Origin of the sequence: Gardnerella sp. Marseille-Q9691 (assembly GCF_046507715.1) — a bacterium.
Taxonomy (GTDB): Bacteria; Actinomycetota; Actinomycetes; order Actinomycetales; family Bifidobacteriaceae; genus Bifidobacterium; species Bifidobacterium greenwoodii.
On the sequence record NZ_JBKFXI010000001.1, the window covers coordinates 834453 to 858611 of the forward strand.

The window sequence follows — 24159 nt, forward strand, 5'->3', positions numbered from 1 at the left end:
TTACTTACATATGCGAGAGTTTACTTAGTTGCGTAAGGATTTGTTGCTATATCTTCCTCAATCGCATTTATAATGCACTGATTCTCAAGGCAATCGCGACTAACATGCTGGAAGTGCGAGAACATGTCTGCTGGAAGCTGATAAATATTCCCGTAATAACTGTACAGAATTTTTTGCGCATCATTTGGCACGCATACTGAAAAATCTTCAAATTGATCTTGATTTAGCGGGAACATGTTTTTGCAGCTAACCATATATATGGATTCTGCATCAACATTATCAATACCGTAAATAACGCCATAAGTTTCATTAGTTGAAGATTTAGAAATAATATTTTCGTTTTGCGCAATTTCGCGATACTTTGTAAAAATACTTTCGATTTCTCTAGTAAACTTAGCACCATCTTCACGATACCCGCCTTTAAGCCACTCATCATAGAATGGCTGCGAGCGCAAATCATCTTGCAAAGTTTTACGAATCTCAATAAATCTTTGTCTAATCTGCTCATTGTACTCAGGCAAATAATCGTAGAAGAAAATATCTATAAAGCTAGGATTTTCAGGATTTTTGTAGCGCAAACGCAACTGCCTGCAGCATACGTAAGGATCAAAAACAAGAACTGCACGGTAGCGTTTCGACAATTCCTCATCATTTTGAAGAAGATTGAGTAAGGTATCAATATCTTCTCTAATCATTCCAAGATCAACATCATCATCCCACGGAATAAATCCGCGATGACGAACAACACCAAGCAAAGTTCCAAAATCAGCCCAATATTGAAGATTATGTTCGCGCGCAATTTCAGCAAACTCGTTTAAAAGACTAGCGCAACCTCGTTGAATAAGTCGCACGGAACCTGTTGCTTTAGGAAGCGAATAGTAAAAACGCTTACGCGCGTCCAAATCGCTTTCATTGTCACGCCTGTAATTAGACCAACCTAAAAGTGACGAATGCTCACGATTCGTAAGCATATCGACGTGCAGCATACGCTGATTTTCTAGTATATGTACCAGCTGACCGTCGAGAATTTCCTGCATGCGAGTTAAGCGAGTCTGCAAATCGCCAACTTGTGCGCGAAGATCTCTTATTGAACGCTTAGAGGAAGGACAACGGTCAATAAGCCCACGGAATAATCTACGAAATACTGACGCCATAATTCACACCTTTTGTATGTTTCTCCACTTTTACTCTCGATAAGTCATATGGTTACTCATTATATACGCTTTGTTGCTTGCGGGCGACCTATTCTTTACACAGCTGAGTCGTTTTGGTCGGATTTATACTCTCACTGTTCAAAATAAAGATTCAATAGCTATTTTTGAACGCTTGTTATATAATGAACAAAACACCAATCACAAGTGAGATGCGCATGGCTATTAATCACAACGAATTTAGGCTACTTACTGCCCTACTAAATAACACAAACAACTCCCAGCAAATAAGTCAGCGAGATATTGCCACGCGCGCAGGAATTTCGCTCGGAACTGTAAATTCTGCAATCAAAAGCGCAGAAAATAAGCATCTTATTAAAGCGGCAGAAACATTGCAAATTACACCTAAAGGTCTTGCTGAACTTGAGCCGCACAAAGTTAAAAACGCTATTATTATGGCCGCAGGATTTTCGTCAAGATTCTCACCAGTTTCGTACGAAACTCCAAAAGGCTTGCTTACAGTAAAAGGCGAAGTTCTTATTGAGCGCCAAATCAAGCAACTTCACGAAGCTGGGATTAACGATATAACTGTTGTTGTTGGCTACAAACAGGAGCAGTTTTTCTACTTAGAAGACGCTTTTAACGTAAAAATCGTGCCAAATAGCGAATACAACACTCGCAATAATAACAGTTCGCTTATGGCTGTAGCGAACCAGTTATCTAACACTTATATTTGCTCATCAGACAACTATTTTGACGAAAATCCCTTTGAAAAATACGTTTGGAAAGCTTATTATTCCGCACAATTCCAGCAAGGATACACTAAAGAATGGTGCATGACTTGCGGAGCACATAATCGCATTACAAAAGTTACGATTGGCGGAAGTGACGCTTGGTACATGATTGGTCACGCGTATTTCGACACCGAATTTTCTAAGCAATTTGTGCAAATTCTTCGCAAAGAATACGATTTGCCACAAACTGCAGGAAAACTTTGGGAAGATATTTTTATTGAACATATTGACGAGCTAGATATGCAAATGCGCAAATACGATCCGCCAATTATTCACGAATTTGATTCTATTGACGAGTTGCGCGAATTTGATCCGCTTTTCCTAGAAAATATTGATAGCGCAATTTTTGATCATATTACTCAAACGCTTAATTGCAAGAAATCCGATATTTATAACGTGTATCCACTAAAAAATGGTCTTACTAATTTATCTTGCCATTTTTCAGTTGGAAAAAGCGAGTACGTTTATAGACATCCTGGCGTTGGCACAGACGTACTTATTAATAGAAAGGCGGAAGTTGAAGCATTAAATCTTGCTAAGCAGATTGGTTTAGACGGCACTTTTATTGCAGCAGACGAAACTGTTGGCTGGAAGATTTCGCACTTTTTGCCCGATTGCAAAACATCTAATATGCACGATTTGAAAGAGCTTAAAGAGGGATTGGCTTTAGTGCGCTTATTACACGAAAGCAACAGAAAGATGCTTAGAACTTTCGATTTTTACTTAGAATCTCAGCGTTACATAAGCGAATTAAATAATAGAAAAGTTACGATTCCGCAAAAAATTATTGATCTGGGATTGAGCGCAAAAAAGCTTCACGAATTAGTAGTATCTAAAGATTCACAAAACTACTGTCCTTGCCATAACGATGTTTTGGGAGCAAATATTTTAATCGACAAACAAAATCGATACCATCTTATTGATTGGGAATATGCCGGAATGTCTGATTATGCGCAAGATTTTGGCACGTTATGCGTTTCGGACGAATTTAGCGATACTGAAATAAACGAAGCTATGCCTATTTATTTAGCACACACTCCGTCAACTCAAGAAAAGCGCCATTTGCTGGCTTTTGTGGGATTTGCAGGATGGTGTTGGCATTTGTGGTCGCTTGTTAAAGAAGCGGAAGGCGAGAACATAGGAACTTGCATGTATACCTACTACCGGTACGCAAAACGCTATATTAATGAAGCTCTTAAAATGTACGAAAATTAAAACACGAAATTAGGTACTTATGAAATACGCGTTTTTAAGCGGATTCCTTTGGGGAATTGACACTGCCTTACTTGCAGTTTTAACCACATTTCTTAGCTATAACAGCAGCACTAATTCAGTAATCTTCGTTGGTATTCTTGGAGCTCTACTCCACGACGCTGTATGCGCAATTTTTATGTGGATTTACATAAGTACTCGAAAAAAATGGCATAAAACGCTTGAAATACTAAATAAACCACGGATTCTGGCACTTATTATCGTAGGATCTTTACTTGGTGGACCGCTCGGCATGAGCGGATACGTTTTAGCAGCAAGCAATATAGGGGCTGGATACGCTGCTGCAATTTCCGCCTTCTACCCTGCAGTTGGAACCGTACTTTCTGCGCTAATACTTCGCGAACGCTTAAGTGCGGCAAAATATTCAGCTTTTGCGTTAGCTCTTATTGCGGTTTCTGCTTTAGGATACTTTTCTTGCGCTCAAGATGCTCAATCTTACGCAAATTCAAACACAATACTTGGCTTAGCTGGAGCAATTTTAAGCGTAGTTGGTTGGGGAAGCGAAGCAGTTGTGTGCGCTTGGGCTACGCGCCAAAAAAGCATAGACGACGAAATAATACTTCATATTCGCCAAACTACATCCGCATTTGCTTACGTTATTATTGCGATTATTGCGATTGTTTCTAGTATATTTGTCTCTTCTACAGGCACTTCTACAGGCACTTCTGCAGTCACTTCTGCAGGATTAGAATCCTCTATTTCACTAAACGCAAGCTCGCTTCAACCTTTAAAAATCGCAGGAATGGCAATTATTGTTGGACTTCTTGGAGTGGGATCATACCTTTGCTATTACCGCGGTATTGCGAAAGTTGGAGCATCGCGCGCAATGGCTGCAAACGTTACTTACGCAGCCTGGAGCATGATAGTAACAGCAATAATCTCATGCACAATGCCGTCAGTCTTGGCTTGGATTTGCTGCATTACTATTATGTGCAGCACGGTTTTCGTAGCACGTCAGTAACATATCAAAGCCGCGAGCCGCAAACGGAATCATAAGCAAATATGCAGGAAGAATATACTGCGACTGCGCTTCCCAAACAATGTACAAAACTGCCATTCCTAGCACTATAACAAGCGGAGTTAAAAGCGGCGCCAAGTATTCGTAAGAAAATTCGCAAGAAATCTTAGGCAAAGAAGAAGGCGACTTTCTTTTACGCAACAATACGCACAAAAATACTGCCGTAAACGCAACAAGCATAAATTGAAGAGCATCCAAGAAAGTAAAAACAACCATATTTAACTTTCCTGAATAAAGCGAGCGCAAAGCAGGATTCATTTTTCGATCAATTAAAACCTGCCTGTACGGACCGTTCCACTTCCAACTGCTTGCAAGCAAAGATTCGTAGGTTGGCTCAAGCCACTCTCCCGCAAACTTTTTAGTAAAGAAACTAAATAAATCGGAAGGATTATTTGCAAAATGCTTAAGATTATTTTGCAAAAATTCCGTAGATTCCTTCTTTATAGTCTCTTTATTGTAACTAGCAACGTCAAAGCTAGTTGGGTATCCGTTATACCATCCAGGATTATTTGGACCGCCTTTTCTAGCAGGATCCGTTGCCATTGCAAGCCAAACTGTAGAAGGCAAACCATCTTTTGCACTGTGACCAAAAGAATTAGCTGCATCTGCAACAGTAACATTACTTAAAGCAAAGAACGCGATTGCAAGCAGCACACAAACAGCATGCTCCCACTTTTTAGAACGTAAAGCAGACACAATCCACACAACAATCATGCCAAGTAAGCAATAAACCATAGTCGACTTAAGCAATATTGCAAAGAATATGCAAATCAACGATTGCATTGCATCACGCCAACTGCCGCCACGAATATTTTTTGCGTGGAAAATAAGCGCTCCAAACACAAACGGCAAGCAAAGAGTATTGCCGTAAGCAAAAGTCGCGTAAAAAATCATAGGCAAAAATGCTGCGTAAAAAAGCAAAGAAAGAATCGTCACATTTTTATTGCGGAATAATAAATTCACGTAGTACGCAATAAGAACGCCAGTAATAGCAGCACATAGTACATTCAAAACTTCAAACGCCGTGTATGCGTTAGGTCCAAAAACGATTACCAAAAATCGCATAAGAGAAAGAAGCGGGAATTGGAATGGGAAGCGAGTCAAGTAGCCACCCGGGCACACAATCCAAGATAATTCAGAAGTGTCAACTCCACAAACTACAGGAGTTCTATTAGGATCTGCATAATATTGCGCTGCACTAAACAGGTAGACTGGATCCCACTCCGGCCATGCGTGAGTAACATGTACCCAAATCAAACCTGCCACAAAAACATAAGCAAAAACAGCGGCCGCAACGTAGCGTACACGAAGCTTATTAATAAGCTCACGTTTTCGTAAAAGCGCAATAATAAAGAATATTGCTGCACTTATAACAATTACGAATGGAGCTTGGAACCATAAAAATTCAAGAGTGTAGTCGCCTGGTAAAAGATGAGCTGAAATAACTAGATTAAGCAAAGATAATGCGCTGAAAAATACTGCAGCACACCACAGTGCGGCAGCGCTAAAAAAGCGCCCAAGCGTTACGCTTATATGCTGCAAACACTTAACCATACTTTCAAACCCCTTTAAAAGATTACTTTTACAAAGTGCCTTTACAAAGATTATTTATAAAGATCGTATTTACAAAATTATATTTATATTTATTTACAAAGATTGCTCAATATAGTAGCGCGGACGATGCTTTGATTCCAAATAAATCTTGCCAATATAACTTCCAAGAATACCCATGGAAATCATAAGAAATCCGCCAATAAACCATATTGAGCACATAAGCGAAGACCAACCAACAGCAGTGTGATTAGTAAACAGCGACGCAATTACGTAAATAAACATTGCAAAGCCAATAACAATAGAAAGCAATCCCATATACGTAACTAATTTCAGCGGCTTAACAGAAAACGACGTAATTCCCTCTAAAGCAAAGGAAATCATCTTTTTCAAAGGATATTTAGAAACGCCAGCCGTTCTTACTCCACGCTCGTAATAAACTTTTCCGGTTTTAAAACCGAGCATTGGCACAATTCCGCGCAAGAATAAGTTGACTTCGCTGTACTCGGAAAGAGCATCCAACGCAATCGAACTCATTAAACGATAATCTGCATGGTTTGGCACAACTTCTGCACCCATTGAGGCAAAAATCTTATAAAAAGCCAAGGCCGTATTTCGCTTAAACCAAGTGTCTTTTTTGCGCGAAGAGCGAACGCCGTAAACAATTTCGCAACCATCTTGCGTAAACTTTTTAAGCATTTCATCAACAGCGTTTACATCATCTTGCAAATCGGAATCCATAGAAATTGCTGCATCACAACCTTGCTCGCATGCATACATAAGACCCGCATACAGCGCATTTTGATGGCCGCGATTATGCGCAAGCTTTACACCGCCAAAAAGTGAAGGATTTTTGCGATTAAATGAGACGATTAAATTCCAAGTAGAATCTTTTGAACCATCGTCAACAAAAATTACGCGACTGTACGAATGAATAAGTTTCTGATCCATAAGATTAGTCATCTTATTTTGAAGAACCGTCGCCGTTTTAGAAAGACCTTCTTCCTCGTTAAAGCAAGGTACAACAATGTACAAAATTGGCACACTTTCACGCGCGCTGTTTAACGAAGTATTCATAATCTAACAATCTCCAGAAACTGTATTTACAAGTAGACAGTATAGTCTAGTACAAGAATCTAAAGTCACGTAGAGAAATAAAAAACGACATTTCTGTTGATTTTGCGCCAATTTTATGGTGCTGTTGCTATGGTAGTAGCAGATAAACACGTAAAAAACATGTCTGGAGGACTCGTGGGACAGATTATCGTGCGTGTATTAGCTGGATTAGCTTCAATTGCTACCGCATTTACTATGAACGTTGTAGCACCTAAGCAGACCTCATTGCCTACTGGCGCTTTGAAAAATAATGTTGCAAATCCTATAGTGCAACCTCATGCTTCCGGCGTTGTGCGTCAAACATCGCTTTCTGAAAATGAATATGGCGCTCATTGGGAAGATTCCGATGGTTCACCTGCTTTTATTGACGGAAACGGTGATGAATTCGTTAAAAACGCCAAAGGTGTTATTGACGTTTCTGAGCATCAGCATTTAATTGATTGGGATGCTGTAAAAGATTCCGGCATAGACGGCGCGATTATTCGCATTAGCTACGGTTGGGGTAATGGCTACGACAAGCAGGCTTTGCGCAATATTAGCGAGTGCAAGCGTCTTGGTATTCCATTTGGCATTTACATGTATTCTTACGCAGAAAAGCCGGAAGATGGCGCAGCTGAAGGTGCAGATATTGTCAGTCTTTTGAAGGGCGCTGGAGTTGATCCTGAAGATTTGACTTACCCTGTTTACTACGACTTGGAAAGGTGGAGCTGGAGCGGTCATAAACCACCAACATCCCCATACGTTTACCAGGATATTGTTGCTTCATGGTGGAATCAGCTGGTTTCTGCAGGCTACCATAAGCTCGGCGTTTACTCTTATACGAATTATTTGAGAGGACCATTAAATTCTCAGTATATTCACGAGCGCACAAGCTGGGTTGCTAGCTACGGTTCTCGCGTAGGTTTCCCTATTTCTACAGCTTTGCGCGGATGGCAGTATACGTCAAGCGGCAGTGTGAACGGCATTGAGGGTCGCGTTGATTTGAACGCATTTGGAATGGCTGATGGCGGCGAAATCAATGGCGTTTCTGAGTTTGGCAACACGATTACTAATACCAGCGCGAATTCTTCGCAAGATGTTGGAGACGGCTGGAAAGTAAGCAAGAAAGCAAATCGCCGCGATCTTTGGACCAACGGAGATAAAAGCTTTATTCTGCAGTATGAATTGCGCGACTCCTACTACGGTCACGGCGGATACGCTCGTCTTGGCGCTCCTATTGCAGACGAAGAAAACTTGGGCGGCGGCTGGTGGCGTCAACGCTGCAAGAACGGCGACGTTATTACGCAGGGCCGAGATAAGAAGTACGTAATTCAGTACGAATTGCGCGACTCCTACTACAAGCACGGAGGATTCACTCGTCTTGGCGCTCCTATTGCAGACGAAGAAAACTTGGGCGGCGGCTGGTGGCGTCAGCACTGCAAGAATGGCGACGTGTTTACGCAAGGCCGAGATAAGAAGTACGTAATTCAGTACGAATTGCGCGACTCCTACTACAAGCACGGAAGCTATTCGCGACTTGGATCGCCTATTTCCGATGAGGAAAACATGGGCGGCGGCTGGTGGCGTCAGCGCTGCAAGAACGGTGACGTTTGGACGCAAGGTAAAGACACTAAGTACGTGATTCAGTTTGAGTTACGCGACTCTTATAACGGACATCGTGGTGCTGCTTGGCTTGGCGCTCCTGTTGCTGAAGAGGAAAATATGGGCGGCGGCTGGTGGCGTCAACGCTGCAAGAACGGAGACGTTTGGACGCAAGGTAAATATAAGAAGTTTGTTCTTATGTTCAATCTTCGTAAAGATTACTACGCTCGCGGCGATTTCGCTAAAGTTGGTGCTCCTGTTGAAGATGAGCATTACGACGGCAATGGTATTTGGCGTCAGACTTGCCAAAAGGCTATATTGCAAGCTAAGTAATTAAGTTTACTAATCTAATAAAGTGACCGGTGTGCTAAACAGCATGCCGGCCATTTTTATATAGTTTGTTTTGCATTTTGTTTACTGTGGCGCGAGTTTTATTTTCGATATTCTTTAGTATCGTCTATGAGTTTTGTAACTGATTTAGTTTTTTGGTTTTGACGAGGCTAGAAAATTTGTGTTTGCGCTTATAGCGCTCGTACACTTTGCGTGTACTCGCTGCTGAGCTTGCGTTGAAAGCACACTGTGCTTTCAACTTGAGCAAGCTCACGCTCCGAGTTGCCTTCGCGCGCTACGCTTTAAGCGCTCCGGCAGGTCGTCGCGCAATACTAAAATCAGCGCCCAATCGTAAATAAATCACTCCACTTAAGGAATAAATCAGGGTTTACGTTTTGTATATCAGCAGACGGCTCAGTATGATTACTGAATACTAATAAACCAACTATTACAATAGTTGCCGCTGCACAAAGCACAGCTGGAATATACAAATGCAAAGACGATTGCTCAGCAATTGCGCAATCTTCTTCACAAGTAACATCAAGATCTTTGCTATAAGGCTTAACTCTGTGAAGCATACTCATTATTGCAATCAAAATAAATATAATAATCGAATCGCAATAGTAACGGTACAAATTGCCGCCTAAACAGTAGTTAAGATACAGCAGCAAGAAGGATGCTACTAATCCAACAACTGTCATAATATACTCAATTTTTTGCATAAACTTACGTCTTAACGTGAACAGCCACCAGAAAAGCGGAATCATCATAAGACCGAAAATCATATGCGTGTAGAAAGAATTACCGTAGCCTTGATTATTTGCCCAAGGTATAGAAATATATGGGAAATTCTCCGAAATATTAAAAGGTTTTAAGAAATAATTAAGGAAAATATCGCGAATTTTAGTAGGATCAAAAGATTTGCTATTAAACCGCAAATCAAAATTCGTAAGTTGCTCTTCATTTCCAAAATTAAAGAAAGACTTAAAACGCAAGTAATTATAAGTTAATATTCCAGCTACGCCTACAATCGCAGGAACAAGGAAGCTTGAAGCTGCAGCAACGCGATTTAAAATACTTCGCTTTGCATCAAATAGTATCGCAATAAACAACGGCGCTATAAAAGCAACAACCGGAATACACGCGTTTGGCCTAGATCCGCATTGTAAAGCAAGACTTATGCCAGCGAGCGCAAAAAGCGCGTACCCCGCGCGCGAATGAGTTGTGTAAAGTCGCACAGCTTTAAGAGAAGCGTATACGAATAAGATTCCAAACAGTATTGCACTAAGAAGCGGCATATAGTAAAGGGATGCTGAAGATTGCAAGTAGAAGATTAAGCATCCGAATGGGAAAGCTGCTGCAGCAAGCAAAAACAGGCAGTAATTGGCGCGTATTGCAAAGAATTCAACAACTTCTCTAAGAAGCGCGAACATAGACGGAATAATCGCAACCGCAAATACTGTAACAACTAATATTGCTGAAGGAACTGCGTGCGGGAAGAGCAGATTAAAAGGCAAGTAAGTGAGCAGGAACGGCACTATGCCAAAGTAGCAGTAGTAGTGATTATTGTGGAGCACAACATCCCAAGGTATGGATGCTCCTTTAGAGCCCAAGTCCATGCGCTCGCCCCAGCTAAACGGGTTTGCGGATTCTACTAATTCTTTAGGCGGCTGCTGCAACAAAGCTAAAGAGTTTGATTTCCAAGCTTTAAGCTGTTCGGTGTACGGATTTCCATTGACGCGATCGTATAAATCGGAAGGGAATGGCACGCGAATTCCGTGACCGCGGTACACAATAAAGCACAAATAAAGCGAGAATCCCATAAGAATTGCGCATACTGCCCAGAAAACTATATTTTGCGTAAGATTGTGTCGGTCGTAATTAAGCAAGTACCACTTTTTCTTATATACCAAGAACATAAGCGAGCTTACAACGAAAAGTATTGCCCACATTCCAAAGTTTACGCGCAGCGCAAAAGGCGGATTTACTGTTACAGCTTTGAGCGTAAAAGGAGCTCCGGTTTGATTAAAATGAAGCTTAGCTTTGTACGCAGTTCCGTGACTTTCAAAACGAAGAACTCTAGTATTGTGCTTTCCGGTAGACATTTGGAAAGAATCCGCTAAAGTGTAGGCGTTTGGCGCAATGCCAAAGTCTTCAATTTCCAACGTGCCGGTGACGAAAGTTGAAGGCTTTTCTTGCTGCAACTCGATTTTTAGCGCTTTAGTATTTTCGTTAATTCCGCTTAATATTACGTCTGCTCCCGAATTTGGGATAGAAATGGAATTGCCGATAATTTGCGCTTGTTCTCTGTTATTTTTTTCACCGGTTTGCTCGTTGTAACTGCTGGAATCCGGTATGATTGCTTTGCTTAAGACAAGAGGTTTTTGCGCGTAATTACGTGAGTTGTACGCAAGATACAGGTTGCTGAAGAATGCGATTGCAATAAGACCAGTTATTACAAATATTGTTACGAAAGGTAATATTTTTCGTATTGTGTTATCTTTTTCTAAAAATTTTTCTAAAAATTTTTGCAATTCCGTATTCCTAATCAACTATAAATTCTTTATGCCCTTTGATATGCAAGTATATTGCAAACTCATGATGGATGAAGGGAAATATTAGAAACGCAATAAAAGATACAGAACAAAACACTATATAGGAAAAGATATAGAGCAAAAACGAATTTCAAAAAGTGGAGCGGACGACGGGAATCGAACCCGCGTAATCAGTTTGGAAGACTGAGACTCTACCATTGAGCTACGTCCGCAAAATAGCAACTTGTTTAAGTATACAGAAGCTTACGACATAGAGCAAGTTTGCATTCGCGCGGCGATATGATTAAGTAAAAAGGGATACGTATCCAGAAAAGGGTATGTATCAGTTTGTGAGCGCAGATTAGTAAGGAGAGCGCATGATTGCAGGATTAGGTCACGATGTGGTGAATGTTGCGCAATTTGCTGAGCAGATGCGCGAAAGCAATGGTTGGCGCGCGCTGTTTTCTGTGCGCGAACTTCGGCAGTGCAGTTTGCGTTCCGATACGAAGCACGACGACGAAGCTTTGCATATTGCGGCGCGCTGGGCTGGAAAGGAAGCCGTTATTAAAGCGTGGTGCGAGGCGTTAATGAACTGCAATACCGGCTACCCTACCGAATACCCCTATACTCTCGATAACATGCCATGGGCTGGCATTGAGATTCTTGACGATTCGCATGGCTGCCCACGCGTGGAACTTGCGCAAGAAGTGCAGAATAAGCTTTACGAATCAGTTTACGAATCAGTTTCGCAAAAACTTTCTCCAGAACTTTCTACAGAACTTTCGGATTCGACTAATCTTACGAATCTTATAAAAACGTCGAAGATCACGGAAGAGCCGCAGCTTACGAATCTTCCAAATTCACATAGAGATATTCGTAACACAATTCGTTGGCATATCTCGCTAACTCATGACGGATCAGTGCAGAACAATACAGCAGTCGCCTCCGCTGTTGCCATACTAGAAATCCTGTAGGCACAAATGCCGAGGAAATAACACGGCAAATGTGGTCAAAAACAGCCAGAGCGAAAACAAACGCCGGGAATATTCATGTCGTTTGTTGTCGCATTAAAAAATCACGCAAGTAGTTGTAGTATAGAAAGCAAATTTCTCTGTAAATGAGATTGCTGCGCATATGAGAGAAGGTTGCGATGTTTTGCATAAATTGCGGAAATAAGATTGACGCTGACGATAAGTTCTGCAATTTTTGTGGAGCACCTGTTGAAAATGTAGAGCAGGAGCAGCAACATCAAGCAAACCAGCAACTCCAATATAACCAGCAGCAACCGCAAACACAGCAACCACAAACACAACCTCAACCACAACCACAACCGCAAGTCCAGCCAACTCAACCAACTCAACCAACTCAATCGAAACAACCAAGCCCAAATAAAGCGAATCTTCTTAACAATCGCAAACGTCTTGCAATTATGATTACTAGCATCGTGCTAACCATAGTGCTTGCGATTACTGGAACAGTTTGGTATTTCACAAGAAATACTCATGTAGCTTTTACAGCCTTTAACTCAAAATCGGAAGTAATCCCTAAAGCAAAAGCTGGAGACGATACGGATGGAGTCGTAAAGTCCTTGGAAAATAAGGGTTTCCGCACGAAAGTTATAGACGAATTTGGCGGCGAAAAGAAGGGCAACTTCCTTCGATACGAAAACGTTAAGCCGGGTTCTAAAGTGTCAACTAAAACAGTTGTGAAAATTCTAAGATCTAAAGGCCCGGGCGTTCCTGCGAAAGGCGTTGTTGGCGCAAGTTTAGACAATGCCAAAAAAATCGTGAAGTCAATGGGCGTTCCAGTAAAACTTCACCACGTTCCTTCTACCGATGCTGCAGACGGTAAGATTGTTGCGTCTAATCCAATGCCTGGAAACGCTGTTGGCAAAGACGGCGTAATAAATATTGCCGTTGGTGAAAAGTGCGATGGCGTTCCGGTTGACGTGTTTGGCTTAGATAAAGACAAAGCCAAAGACATGTTGTCTTCTAAGCCTTTCGCCGTAGATCTTCGACCGAAGTTTTCTTCTGCAAAGTATTTTGGCAAAATCGTTGGCGCCTACCCAGCTTTGGGCACTAAAGGCAGTCCTAAAGCCGTAACGCTTTACTATGGTGTTGACGCATCCAAAACAAAAGATATGGTGACTGAGCCGATGACTTTCGGAGACGAAACGGCTTATCTTGTAACTCGAGCAGGCTCTTTTGTTGGCAAGTGGTGCACGAAGAGTGGCGATTGCATCAATCTTATTCCGCGTCTTTTTAAGGATGAGAAAAAGTGGGAAAGAGACGAAAAAAGTATTGAGGAACTTATACCGGCAGATATTGCAGATAAAAACGGCAGAATACCTGATAAAGATAGCGCAGGTTATTTAAATGATAAGGGTGGTCTTTATTTGAGTTCATTAGGTCAAGATCCTACGGATTACGCTGTATTTGATAAGAATCTTCCAAATAGTTCAATGATGAGAAATCATCTTATTTCTGGTGATACTGGTGCTGTTGAACTGTATGCTGGAGGTTTTATTGCGCAATGCGGCAATCACGATGCTCCTATTTATGGCGGTGGATTTACATGTCTGAATGGAAAATACGTCCAATTTCCAGATAACGATCCAGAAGAATATGAAAGAATTCATGACGATCCAGGCTACGGCATTGGTTACTACTACACAATGCAGGATTTTATGGTTGTTGTGCCTGTTGGTGCGAAGTTCGATAAGCTTGTAAATAGCGGATATTTCGCTGGAAAAGTTGAGAATAAGCCGGATTTAACGCGACCATTTATTTTGCGCAGAAATCCTAAGCTATACAAAGAAACGCGCAAGAATTTGCCACCTGGCGGAGGTGATTGGGTTAATCCTTTTGTGCCTACGGAGCATAGTCGCGCGGTTCCGTTTGCGCCTGCCCCGGATGATTCGAACGCGTACTATCTTGTGGAAGAACCTTTCGACTGGTCTTCGATTCCTGGCGAATCACTGTAAAACGCGCTAAATACGTAGCGCGACGACCTGCCTGAGCGTAATCCGCGCGAGCGCCAACTGCACAAGTGTCCGAAAATAAGCAGAATGAGACCCTAACGCAGCACATCAACTGCACGAGTGTCCGAAAATAAGCAGAATGAGACCCTAACGCAGCGCGACGACTGCACGAGTGTCCCAAAACAACAAACGCCGGAGAAAATTCCCCGGCGTTTGCAGTCAAAACCAGCTAAACCAGCAGCTCAGCAGTAGTAGCCGTCGGCGTTAAGGCGAGCTTCAGGATTAAGCAGCATCGCCTTTTCTGCCTCGTGACCGTCGTAGCGAGTGCCGTCCGGAAGGCGCGTGCCATCCTTAAGCAAGTGGCGATTTTCCACTGGCTCAAACAGCGGCGCGTGGCCCATCATGCCTTCCTCAAGCCTTCTCTGACCGGCCGCCAAGCGCGCATTCGCACGCTTGCGCCACTCCTCCAGCGCCTCAGTGCCATCGGCAGCAGCCACAGCAGCTTCGAAAGCACCAGGGTGAACCAATGCTACGAATCCGCTCACGTGGCCGAAGCCGAGCGAAGTTGCGAGCGCTGCCTTAACTGTTCCTGCACCAACGCGCATCGGCTCACGCAACCAAACCATGTGGTCGTCGCGCGCCAACTTAGGATCCACGCAATCAAGCGACGCATTTGCCGGAATTACGCCAGTTCTAAACAGCTGCGTCAAACCGTTGATTTGGAAGATGCACGCACCGCCCTTTGCGTGTCCAGTTAGCGTCTTTTGGCTGATTACGAACAGTGGATTGCCGTCCGTGCGTCCGATTGCGTGCGCAAGAGTATTGTGCAGCTCGGATTCGTTCGGATCGTTGGCATTCGTAGAAGTATCGTGCTTAGAAACCACAGCAATATCGTCCGGAGTAACGCCAAGCGCCGCCAAATCGCGCACGAGCTTAGACTTAGCTCCACCCATGCCTGCAGCCAAAGCACCCAAGCCCGGAGCAGGAATAGAAGTGTGAATGCCGTCAGCGTAGGAGTGGATGAAACCAACCACACCAGCAACAGGCAAGCCAAGCTTCAAAGCAATATCGCCGCGCGTAACCAAAATCGTACCGCCGCCTTGAGCCTCAAGGAAGCCGCCGCGTCTGCGATCGTTCGCACGCGAGAAGAATCGTGGGCTTATGCCCTTCGCATACATTTCTTCGCTATTTGCAGTTGCGTTCATATTGCCGAAGCCGACCACAGATTCCACGCCAATATCATCGATTGCGCCGGTTACTACGAAGTCAGCTTTGCCGAGAGCAATCTTATCGACGCCTTCTTCGAGCGAAACCGCTGCAGTTGCGCAAGCCGACACCGGCTGAACCATGTTTCCGTAGCCGCCGATGTAAGTTTGCATTACGTGCGCTGCCACAACGTTTGGAAGCGCTTCTTGCAGCACGTCGGTAGGAATTTCGTGGTTCAGGAAGCGATCCAAGTACAGTTTTCGCATTGAGCTCATGCCACCGAAACCGGTACCTTGCGTTGAGGCAACAAGCGAAGGATGCACGGCTTGCAAAATTTCCGAAGGCGTGAAACCGGCGGAAATGTAAGCGTCCACGGTTGTGACGATATTCCACAACGCAATCGTGTCAACGCTTCCAACCATCGAAGCTGGAATACCCCACTTGAGCGGGTCAAAGCCCTTAGGGAATTGTCCGCCGACGGTTCTGGTCATCGCAGCCCTGCGCGGCACGCGAATCATAGAACCTGCCTTGCGCGTAACTGTCCATTCGCCAGATTCTGCATCGCGAGCAATTGCAGTGTGTGCTTCGTCGAGCGCCACGTATTCGCGAGCAATCGTTTCTGTTGGTACGCTGAAGCTTACGTCGTGGTCGAGGAAGATTTCCGCTTCTTCTTCGTTCGCGCCTTCCTTGTAGTCGCCGCCCATGCCGGTTTCGAATGGTCGAATTCCGGAGCGCGCAACTACTTCGTCAGCATACTTTTCTGCAATGTCTTCTTCTGGAACAAGCGTGCCGTCAGCATCGTACCAGCCCGGCTTTGGCGAGTCTTGCCAAGTGAGCAAGCCCATATTCCAAGCCAATTCCAGTACTGCTCCTGCAGAAAGTTTTACGGAACCGTCTTCCTTAATTCCAAGCTCTGCTTCGAAACGAGTACGTCCAGAACCCCATGGTCCAAGCTCACCGACGGATACGATTACGATTTCGTCTTCTGGACGAGCTGTTACGTTCTTCCAATCAGACAAGTTGACTCGCGGCTGAGTTGGCACGTAAGGAGTTGGGAGCGCTTTGTTGGTTGATTTAGCAGAAGATTCGGCAGATTCGTCCGCAGCTTCCGCCGCATTTTCAACAGCTTCTTCCGCAGCTTCAGCACGCTTTTGATCTTCCAACGCTTCTGCACGAAGCACGTTCAAATCAAGAGGCTCCTTGCCTAATCCGCCCGTAAAATCTACGTCCAAAGGCGCAATTGCAGCCTGTTCGCGCGCCTCGCGAGTGCACAAATCAAGCAAACGATCTGCCATTTCTTGCGTAGAATAGGTAGTTAATCCGTGACGCTCAACTACAGCAACCAACGGATCATTTCCGCCCATTAAGCCGGTTCCGCGCACCCAACCGATCTTTGGATGAGCGAAAGTCACGCGATCTGACCACACGCTTTCTGCATGCGCACGGTTCACAATCGCGTCGAAAGCACTCTTGACTTCGCCGTAAGCGCCGTCGCCGCCAAACATGCCGCGGTTTGGAGAGCCAGGTAACACAACGTGCATACGATGTTGCACATCCGTATCTGCTCCAATCTGCGCAAATCCAGCAATTGCGCGCTCCACACCCCAAAGCATTAAGCGAGATTGCGATTCAAACAACGAACCGGAATCAGCCAAAGTGCCGTGAACTGGAGGCGCTGCGAACGGGAAGAACATGCTCGGCTCGTAAGCAGGCTTCAAAATTGTGGTAGTTGCGCCGCTTACTTTCTTCGAAACCGTGCCAACCCACTTTACAAGCGCATCAACATCGCGGTAGCTAGACAAGTTTGCTGGAACAAGCCACAACTTTGCGCCCATCGAAGCATTTTCGCGATACGCTTTCTTTGCCCAAGACTTAACGCTCGGCTTGAAGCTGTGCGAAGTTGCAATAACAGTGGCACCGCCCTTAAGCAAGCCTGTTACTACACGAGCAGCGATTGAGTTTGGTGCAACTCCAGTAACAACCGCAACTTCTCCTGCAAAACGAGTTGCTTGAGCAGTATCAGCGTTGCTTTGCGCAAGTTTAGTGCGAGAATCGCGAGCAATACCGCTAAATATTGTTGCAAGATTGTTGAGTTCGCGCGATTTTGCGAGACCAGCGAACCATTCAGCTTCCGAAGCTACAGCTTCCCCTGCACCGAGGAAACTACCAAAATCATTTAAGATTTCGGAAACTTCAGTTACCTGAATATCAACATTCTTTACAGCATGCTCGTAGTACAAGCGCGCAACATCTTCGCGAGCCGAAGCCCAGCGGTCGTCGAAAAGAATCGCCTTTCGCTCATCGAATCGAGGCTCCACCTGCTTTGGCCAATCAGCACCTAATTCTGCTTCAACAGCAGCAACAACAGCCGCGTTTTCGTCAGCTTCACTTTCTGCTTGAGGCGCTTCAATTCCAAGCTTTGAAAGCACAAACTTAGCTGTTGCAGCAAGCACGCCATCAGCGCCAACAACTTGCTGAGCGAAAGCGTCAAGAGCTGCAGAATCAACAACAGCACCGCCTGCACCACCAGCAGCACCAGGCTGAGAAACGCTAACGCCGTGAGCTTGTGCAACTTGTTGAATTGCTGCGTCGATTAAAGCGTCGGCTGCAGCAGTATTCTTTGCAGGATCCGTAGAAAGTTGCGCAAGATTTTCACCGCGCACGCTAGCACCTTCACGCGTTTGCAAAACCAAAGCTGCAAGCACGTGCGCACGCCAGCCTTCGCCAAGCTGCCAGACTTCCGAAATACGCTTGTCGATTTGAGCTGGCTTCACGCCTGCAGCGCCGAAAAGCGCACGCAAACGTTCGCGCACAATGTCGGAAAGTACGGCACCAAAAGCCTTGTAGCGCGGAGCAACCGAGTCTACAAGCTTTCGCAATGCGCTCATTGGAGCCTCTGCAGCACCGTCCACGCTTGCCACGCCAAGCTCGGAACTAATATCCATAAGAAGCTGGTTTCTGCGGGAAGATACGCCGTTTGTAAGCGTATCAGTTGTATCAGTGTCGCCGATTTGGTCAAGACGGATTTTTGCACTATACGCAATAAGCATTGAGATTGCGTCGGATGCTTTGAATGGCAAGTCTGCTACAGGTCCGCTTGCTGCTGCAGGAGCTGCAGGAGCAGAAGCCGCAGGAGCAGGAGCAGAAGGTGCAGAAGTTGCAGCGGAAGTTGCAGCAGGTGCAGCTTCAGTCGCGCTATCCTCCTCATCAAACACTTCCGGCACAAGCGAATCCGTGTCCGTCATATAAACGCGACCTTCATCTCGGCCAACGTTATAAACAGTTACCTTTTCGCCACTAAATTCCGGCAAAGCAAGAGTTTTAGCACCAAGATTTGCCAAAGTTGGCGCGTTTCCTAAACCAACTTCCACGTACTCTTCAACGCCAAGACCGCCGCGAGCGCGATCGGCAAACATAAGAGCCTGCGTTTCAATCCAGCGAACTGGAGATGCGAACTGCCACGAAAGCAGCTCCGTAAGAAGCAATCTACCAAGCTTCTGCTCATCAGCAGCGTAAGACTTCCAGGTTGCTTCGTCTTCCAAAGCTGCTTCAATACGCTCGGATGGCACAACATCCAAAATCTTTTGCGCAAACTCGCGCGTAAGCTCAAACGGGCATGCCACGAGGTTTGGAATATAGCGATCCACAAGCACAGAGTAGTCAATATACTTTGGCAGAAGCGAATCGAGCTTATCGCGAAACTCCGGCACACCCTTTCGAAGAATGCGAGAATGGAACGGCACGTCAATTCCAGGCACTAGCATGAACGGCGGCTTTCCACCGTATTCTTTCGCACGCTTAGAAGCGTCTGCTTGCAAAGCCTTCAAGCCCTTAATCGTTCCAGCAATTGCGTACTGCTGGCCGGCCAAATTGTAATTTACAATCTGCAAGAATTCGCCGGTAGCTTTGGAAATTCCTTCAACGTAAGCGTTTACGCCTTCGTCGCCAACTCCGAACTGGTTTGGTCGAAGCGCGCCCATGCGGTAGTTCGAGCGGCCTTTCTCGTCGCGCTCAATCAAATGATGCATAGTAGACCCGCGGTGGAACACCAATTCAAGCACAGTTTCGAGAGGAATAATCTGCGCGAAGGAGCTTAAAGCGTTGTATTCTCCAAGCGAGTGTCCGGCAAAGTAAGCTGGCCAAATATCGCATCCGGATTCACGCAAACGCGCGGTTTGTGCAAACGCTACTGTTGCGAGCGCAACTTGCGTAAATTGCGTCAAATTCAGCAGTCCTTCAGGGTGACGATATGTTACTCCGTGAGCTGTAAGTTCCTTCGGATTATCGCGCACGACTGCGAGGATTGAGAATCCAAGCTTTTCGCGAGTAAGCTTATCTGCCCTTTCCCAAGTATCGCGCACTGCAGGCGACTTTGCGCGCTCATCCAGCGACATTCCTTGCTTTTGTATACCCTGACCTGGGTATACAAATGCTGCGCGTGGAGCGCGAGTAAGTGCGCTTGCTTTAGACACGATTTGCCCGTCAACTCGGCACGTAACTTCCAAAGCGAGTCCGCCGCGGCGAACTTTACCAACGCGCTCAACTGTGATTTCTACTTCGTCGTCCAGCTGAACCATGCCGTACATGTTGTAAGACCAGCCGATTAGCTCGTAGCGAGCGCCCTTTTCGTCCAAAGCTTGAGCCACGTGCTGAGCGGTGGCAGACAGCCACATTCCGTGCACGAGTGGTGCGGAAAGCCCGGAAATTGCGGCACCTCGCTTAGAAGTGTGAATTGGGTTGAAATCTCCAGAAGTGCGCGCGAAAGCGGTCATATCGTGAGGCGCGCGAACTACTACTCTGCGCAAAGCTCTGCGAGGAGTGTCTTCAATTTCGTAGCCATGCAAGCCTTCTGCGTCGCCATATTCAGCAGCAGGCTCCGGAAGAGAGTTGCTAAAGCTGCGGCCACGAATAGCAAAACGCTCAGTTTCGTGCGCAAGTCGAGTTCCGTCAGCAGCAGTGTGCACAACGTGAATTGTTACAACGCGTCCGGAAGCAGACTCTGCGTAAGGTTCTGCCCAGCCTAGCAAATTAATTCGCTTATCAACATACTTGCGGAAATCTTCAGCATCAACATCAAGCTCAACTAAGTGATCCAAGTGAACCGCATTAAGCAAGCCTTCAATAATCGGGTAGCCATCAACCATCACAGAGCCTAAAGCCGAGTAAATTGTTGGCCAAGCAGGACCGACTAACGCGTCTGGCACAATGCGAGAAGCGAGAAGTCCGTCTGGCAATCGGCCGGCAGTAGCAGACTCGTGATCAATTCCAAGATTGCGAGAGAAAGTATAAGAAGAGTGAACCAAGCCGAATGGGAAATCTCTATACCCTTCTTCCAGCAAATCTTCCGGCAATTTCGCCAAACTGCCATCTTCTTTTACTGTTTCAACCTTTGGCATTGCGTCAAGCACATCGCCTGTAATCGCAGTATTTCCAATACCAGCGGTTGCTGCAAGCATTTCGTACACGTGCTTTGGAAGACGCTCGCGGTCAACTACCGGAATACTTCCAGCTTTACTTGCGTCAACTGTAAGCGGAATTACAATATCTCGAACTGCATGCTTGCGTTTTGCTGAATTTGCAGCGTTTTTAGCAGCATTTTTAGCAGCATTCTGTGCTTCCTGATTTTCTTGATTATCCCAGAAAGTATCTAACTTAATATCTAAATCGAGAGAAATTACGTCGTTATTTGTAGAAGTTACAGTAATTACGTAATTTTCGTCACCCATAGCGCTTGCATAAGCCGGATTTGCAGTTACGTGACCAACCCAAGAAATATTCGGGCATGCGCGCACGTAAGCTTCCACGTTTGCAGCTGCTGCAATTTGGCTGAATGCAGACTGATTTGCATTATTTTTCGCGCTATTATCCGCACTTCCAACACTTCCAGCAATTTCCGCGCTTTCCGCACGATTTAGCATAGCCTTCTCAAAGCGACCAAGAATATCCGCAATAGGCTCATCCATAGTCGTAATTCCAGCCACGGAAATAGGCCCTGGAATTACGCGCACAGCGTCAGCCGAGTATCTAGAATCTTCCGACTGCCAAAGCTGATCTTGACCCCACCAGCGAAGCAAATCGTTGTCAATAACTGGCACGAAAGGCATTGGCTTCGGGTATTCGCGCACCAAAGTTGGGAACCATGCGGCATCCATTGGCACAACGTTCATCTCTAGAGCTTGAGGCAACGCTTGCAAAAGTGCGTCTAAAGCAGCTTGCGGCTTTTCGCTAACTTGCGCACGAGTTGGTAAAATCGACGTAAATTCGCCGGAATCTTGGCTCACTAATCGCGCTTCAATTCGCTGCAATAAGTGAAGATAACGATCTGCGTAAGTAGGATCCACCCACGGGTATGCCAAATCGAGGAAACGCTGCGCAAATTGAGCGTAAGTCATGCTTTCAACGTCACCAAAATACGGTTTTGCAGTAGAGTTAAGCGCTTCTATTACTTCGTCGCGTCGAGTTTCAAGCTCTTCAGGATGCTTCATCATATGAACGAGCAACCTACCGCAGCGAGCAGAAGCGTTTTCTAACTCGTAAATATCTGCGTGCAAATGGCTTAAACCACTCGTCACACCGCCAATCACTTTGCCAGAAGGAACCCAACGCTCACCCATTGGTGCGAACGGATCCTCATCAAAACCTTCAATGCTAGAAGCTTTTGGCATCACAATACCCGGAGTTTCAACGAGCATACGCTTTACTTCAGGGCTTGTGTGCGCCTCTTTTGCTGTCATTGCAGCTGTACCAATCATCACAGCATCAACAGGCATATTTGGCAAACCGTATTCATTGGCCCACTCGCCAGAAATGTAGTCTGCAGCACGCTCAGGAGTGCCAATACCACCGCCTGCAACAAGCACCAAATTTTCGCATTCGCGCACTTGTGCGTAAGTTGTCATAAGCAAATCGTCAAGAGATTCCCACGAATGGTGACCACCTGCAGCACCGCCTTCAACCTGCACAATAATCGTGGCTGGAGCAACAGCTTTAGCAATTCGCACAACTTGACGAATTTGGTCAACTGTTCCAGGCTTAAACGTTACGTAAGGGAATCCGTCTTTTTGCAAAGACGCTACTAATTCCTTAGCTTCGTCAAGTTCTGGAATGCCAGCAGAAATAACTACACCGTCAATTGGAGCACCAGACTGCCTCTTTTTTGCTACGATTCGTTTCGAACCAAACTGCAAATTCCACAAGTAGCGATCCATAAACATGGCGTTAAATTCAACAGTTGCGCCTTCACGAAGCTGATTTTCAAGCGACTTCATATGGCGATCGAAAACTTCCGCAGTTACCTGACCGCCACCAGCAAGCTCAGCCCAATAGCCTGCATTTGCTGCAGCCGCAACGATTTCCGGCTCTACTGTTGTTGGAGTCATACCAGCAAGAAGCACAGGAGCTTTGCCGGTAAGCTTGCTAAATTTAGTAAGAACTTTGCGTCCGGAAGGAGTGTTTATTACTCGAGGCGCAAAATCAGCCCAGCAGCCGGTGCGTTGCAGCTCAGAATCCGAGTCTGCAGTTGAAAGCTCGGCACGAGAACGCATTGTAGCAGCTTCCACAACTCCAGCGCCCGTACCTTGCACAAGCACTCCCGTAAGCTTTCCAAGCACTTCGCTAGGGCCCATATCTAAAATCCAAAGCGAACGCGCATCGTTCTGCTCCAAAACTTCGCCAATTTGCGCAGCCCAATCAACAGGAGTTACAAGCACAGCATCAGCCAATTCGCGCGCAACTGTAGTGTTCAAACCGGCCTCACTAGCCCACTCTACTACCTGCTCAACAGCGGATTGAAGCATTGGCGAATGGAATGGCACAGTAACATCCAAATATTCGGCAACCGGCGCAAATACAGCTCCGCCGCGAACTTTCATTTCGCGCAACTTTTTCGAACGCTTTGTTTCTTTTTGCGCTTCGTTTGCAACAGCTTCCATATCTTCCGGATAGCCTGCAATAACCACGTGATTGTAAGCATTTTTAACAGCAATTGAGATTTCTCCTCGCGTGCGCTCTGCGCGGGAAATCAACGCTTCTGCCTGCTTTTTGGTAACTCCTTTAAGCGAGAGCATTGGAGTGCGCTCGCCGTCTCCAGTAATTTCAAGCATACGAGATTCGCGATCCCCGGCTGCTCCAATTAAGTATGCGATTGCAAGAAGTTCTTCGATTTGAGCGCGAGCCTTCTGCCAAGATTTTGCTTTCAGTCGCGCTTTTACAATTTCTGCTGCGATTACGCCTTGAGAATGACCCAAAACTGCGCACGGCTTGTTTACTTCAAAGTTGTATCCAAGATTTGTTAAGTCGCGCACAGCACCCAGTTGCGCTAAGCTAATTCCCGGCACGCTAAGAATCGCGTTTGCAGCGTTAATATGCTTATTTTCAAGCGCGTCGAAAACATTTATGTCTCCGCCGGCGTTTGCTAAAAGTTCAGCGTAAATTGGTGCGAGCAAAGCTTTTGCGCCAGCCTCATACTCGTGAAGCTCGGCATTTAGCTCCTCGTCTTTGCCGAGTTCTTTAAGAGAATCAACCCAAGGAGTTGATTGGCCCGCAAAAGTTAAAGCATGTGGATTATTAGCGAGTTGGTCGAAAAAGTAGGTGTTCATAATATTTCCTTCTCGTCGATTTGAATAAG

Annotated in this window: 10 protein-coding genes and 1 tRNA gene; 5 read left to right on the top strand and 6 right to left on the bottom strand. The window is 45.4% G+C overall.

Features of this window, described 5'->3' with window-relative positions:
• Window positions 1–20 precede the first annotated feature (20 nt).
• On the bottom strand, window positions 21–1154 hold the full coding sequence (locus tag ACLD6A_RS03300; protein WP_410313571.1) for a phosphorylcholine transferase LicD: 1134 nt from the start codon (window positions 1152–1154) through the stop codon (window positions 21–23).
• 215 nt (window positions 1155–1369) lie between these two features.
• Between ACLD6A_RS03300 and ACLD6A_RS03305 the strand changes: the two genes are divergently transcribed.
• Together ACLD6A_RS03305 and ACLD6A_RS03310 are read left to right on the top strand one after the other, a co-directional pair.
• Window positions 1370–3160, top strand: a complete 1791-nt coding sequence (locus ACLD6A_RS03305) for an NTP transferase domain-containing protein (protein WP_410313572.1) — start codon at window positions 1370–1372, stop codon at window positions 3158–3160.
• 19 nt (window positions 3161–3179) lie between these two features.
• On the top strand, window positions 3180–4178 hold the full coding sequence (locus tag ACLD6A_RS03310) for an EamA family transporter (RefSeq protein ID WP_410313573.1): 999 nt from the start codon (window positions 3180–3182) through the stop codon (window positions 4176–4178).
• On the opposite strand, the gene ACLD6A_RS03315 is transcribed toward ACLD6A_RS03310, so the two are convergent.
• Together ACLD6A_RS03315 and ACLD6A_RS03320 are read right to left on the bottom strand one after the other, a co-directional pair.
• Entirely contained in the window at window positions 4113–5789 is a 1677-nt protein-coding gene (locus ACLD6A_RS03315) for a glycosyltransferase family 39 protein (protein WP_410313574.1), read from the bottom strand. The genes ACLD6A_RS03310 and ACLD6A_RS03315 overlap by 66 nt on opposite strands.
• Window positions 5790–5882: 93 nt before the next feature.
• Complete coding sequence (locus ACLD6A_RS03320) at window positions 5883–6863, bottom strand: glycosyltransferase family 2 protein (RefSeq protein WP_410313575.1); 981 nt, start codon at window positions 6861–6863, stop codon at window positions 5883–5885.
• Window positions 6864–6992: 129 nt separating this feature from the next.
• Here ACLD6A_RS03320 and ACLD6A_RS03325 point away from each other — a divergent pair, with 129 nt between their 5' ends.
• Window positions 6993–8816, top strand: a complete 1824-nt coding sequence (locus ACLD6A_RS03325; RefSeq protein ID WP_375169291.1) for a GH25 family lysozyme — start codon at window positions 6993–6995, stop codon at window positions 8814–8816.
• A gap of 335 nt (window positions 8817–9151) precedes the next feature.
• Here ACLD6A_RS03325 and ACLD6A_RS03330 read toward each other — a convergent pair whose 3' ends face one another.
• Window positions 9152–11347: a hypothetical protein gene (locus tag ACLD6A_RS03330; protein WP_410313619.1), complete on the bottom strand. Its 2196-nt coding sequence runs from the start codon at window positions 11345–11347 to the stop codon at window positions 9152–9154.
• Window positions 11348–11506: 159 nt separating this feature from the next.
• Window positions 11507–11580, bottom strand: a tRNA-Gly gene (locus ACLD6A_RS03335).
• Window positions 11581–11724: 144 nt separating this feature from the next.
• Here ACLD6A_RS03335 and ACLD6A_RS03340 point away from each other — a divergent pair.
• Together ACLD6A_RS03340 and ACLD6A_RS03345 are read left to right on the top strand one after the other, a co-directional pair.
• Window positions 11725–12321 carry a 4'-phosphopantetheinyl transferase superfamily protein gene (locus ACLD6A_RS03340; protein ID WP_410313576.1) on the top strand — a complete coding sequence of 199 codons (597 nt, stop codon included), beginning with the start codon at window positions 11725–11727 and terminating at the stop codon, window positions 12319–12321.
• 176 nt (window positions 12322–12497) lie between these two features.
• The gene (locus ACLD6A_RS03345) at window positions 12498–14330 is read left to right on the top strand and encodes a PASTA domain-containing protein (RefSeq protein ID WP_410313577.1); all 1833 of its coding nucleotides are present in this window, start codon (window positions 12498–12500) and stop codon (window positions 14328–14330) included.
• 239 nt (window positions 14331–14569) lie between these two features.
• Here the strand turns inward: ACLD6A_RS03345 and ACLD6A_RS03350 are convergent, their stop codons facing one another.
• A complete protein-coding gene (locus ACLD6A_RS03350) occupies window positions 14570–24130 on the bottom strand; it encodes a fatty acid synthase subunit beta domain-containing protein (RefSeq protein WP_410313578.1) in 9561 nt (3186 codons plus the stop codon).
• Window positions 24131–24159: the final 29 nt, after the last annotated feature.

Bases quoted from the DNA above. Each gene is read 5' to 3' on its own strand.
- ACLD6A_RS03300 (WP_410313571.1), bottom strand. From the start codon at position 1,154: ATGGCGTCAGTATTTCGTAGATTATTCCGTGGGCTTATTGACCGTTGT.
- ACLD6A_RS03305 (WP_410313572.1), top strand. From the start codon at position 1,370: ATGGCTATTAATCACAACGAATTTAGGCTACTTACTGCCCTACTAAAT.
- ACLD6A_RS03310 (WP_410313573.1), top strand. From the start codon at position 3,180: ATGAAATACGCGTTTTTAAGCGGATTCCTTTGGGGAATTGACACTGCC.
- ACLD6A_RS03315 (WP_410313574.1), bottom strand. From the start codon at position 5,789: ATGGTTAAGTGTTTGCAGCATATAAGCGTAACGCTTGGGCGCTTTTTT.
- ACLD6A_RS03320 (WP_410313575.1), bottom strand. From the start codon at position 6,863: ATGAATACTTCGTTAAACAGCGCGCGTGAAAGTGTGCCAATTTTGTAC.
- ACLD6A_RS03325 (WP_375169291.1), top strand. From the start codon at position 6,993: ATGGTAGTAGCAGATAAACACGTAAAAAACATGTCTGGAGGACTCGTG.
- ACLD6A_RS03340 (WP_410313576.1), top strand. From the start codon at position 11,725: ATGATTGCAGGATTAGGTCACGATGTGGTGAATGTTGCGCAATTTGCT.
- ACLD6A_RS03345 (WP_410313577.1), top strand. From the start codon at position 12,498: ATGTTTTGCATAAATTGCGGAAATAAGATTGACGCTGACGATAAGTTC.
- ACLD6A_RS03350 (WP_410313578.1), bottom strand. From the start codon at position 24,130: ATGAACACCTACTTTTTCGACCAACTCGCTAATAATCCACATGCTTTA.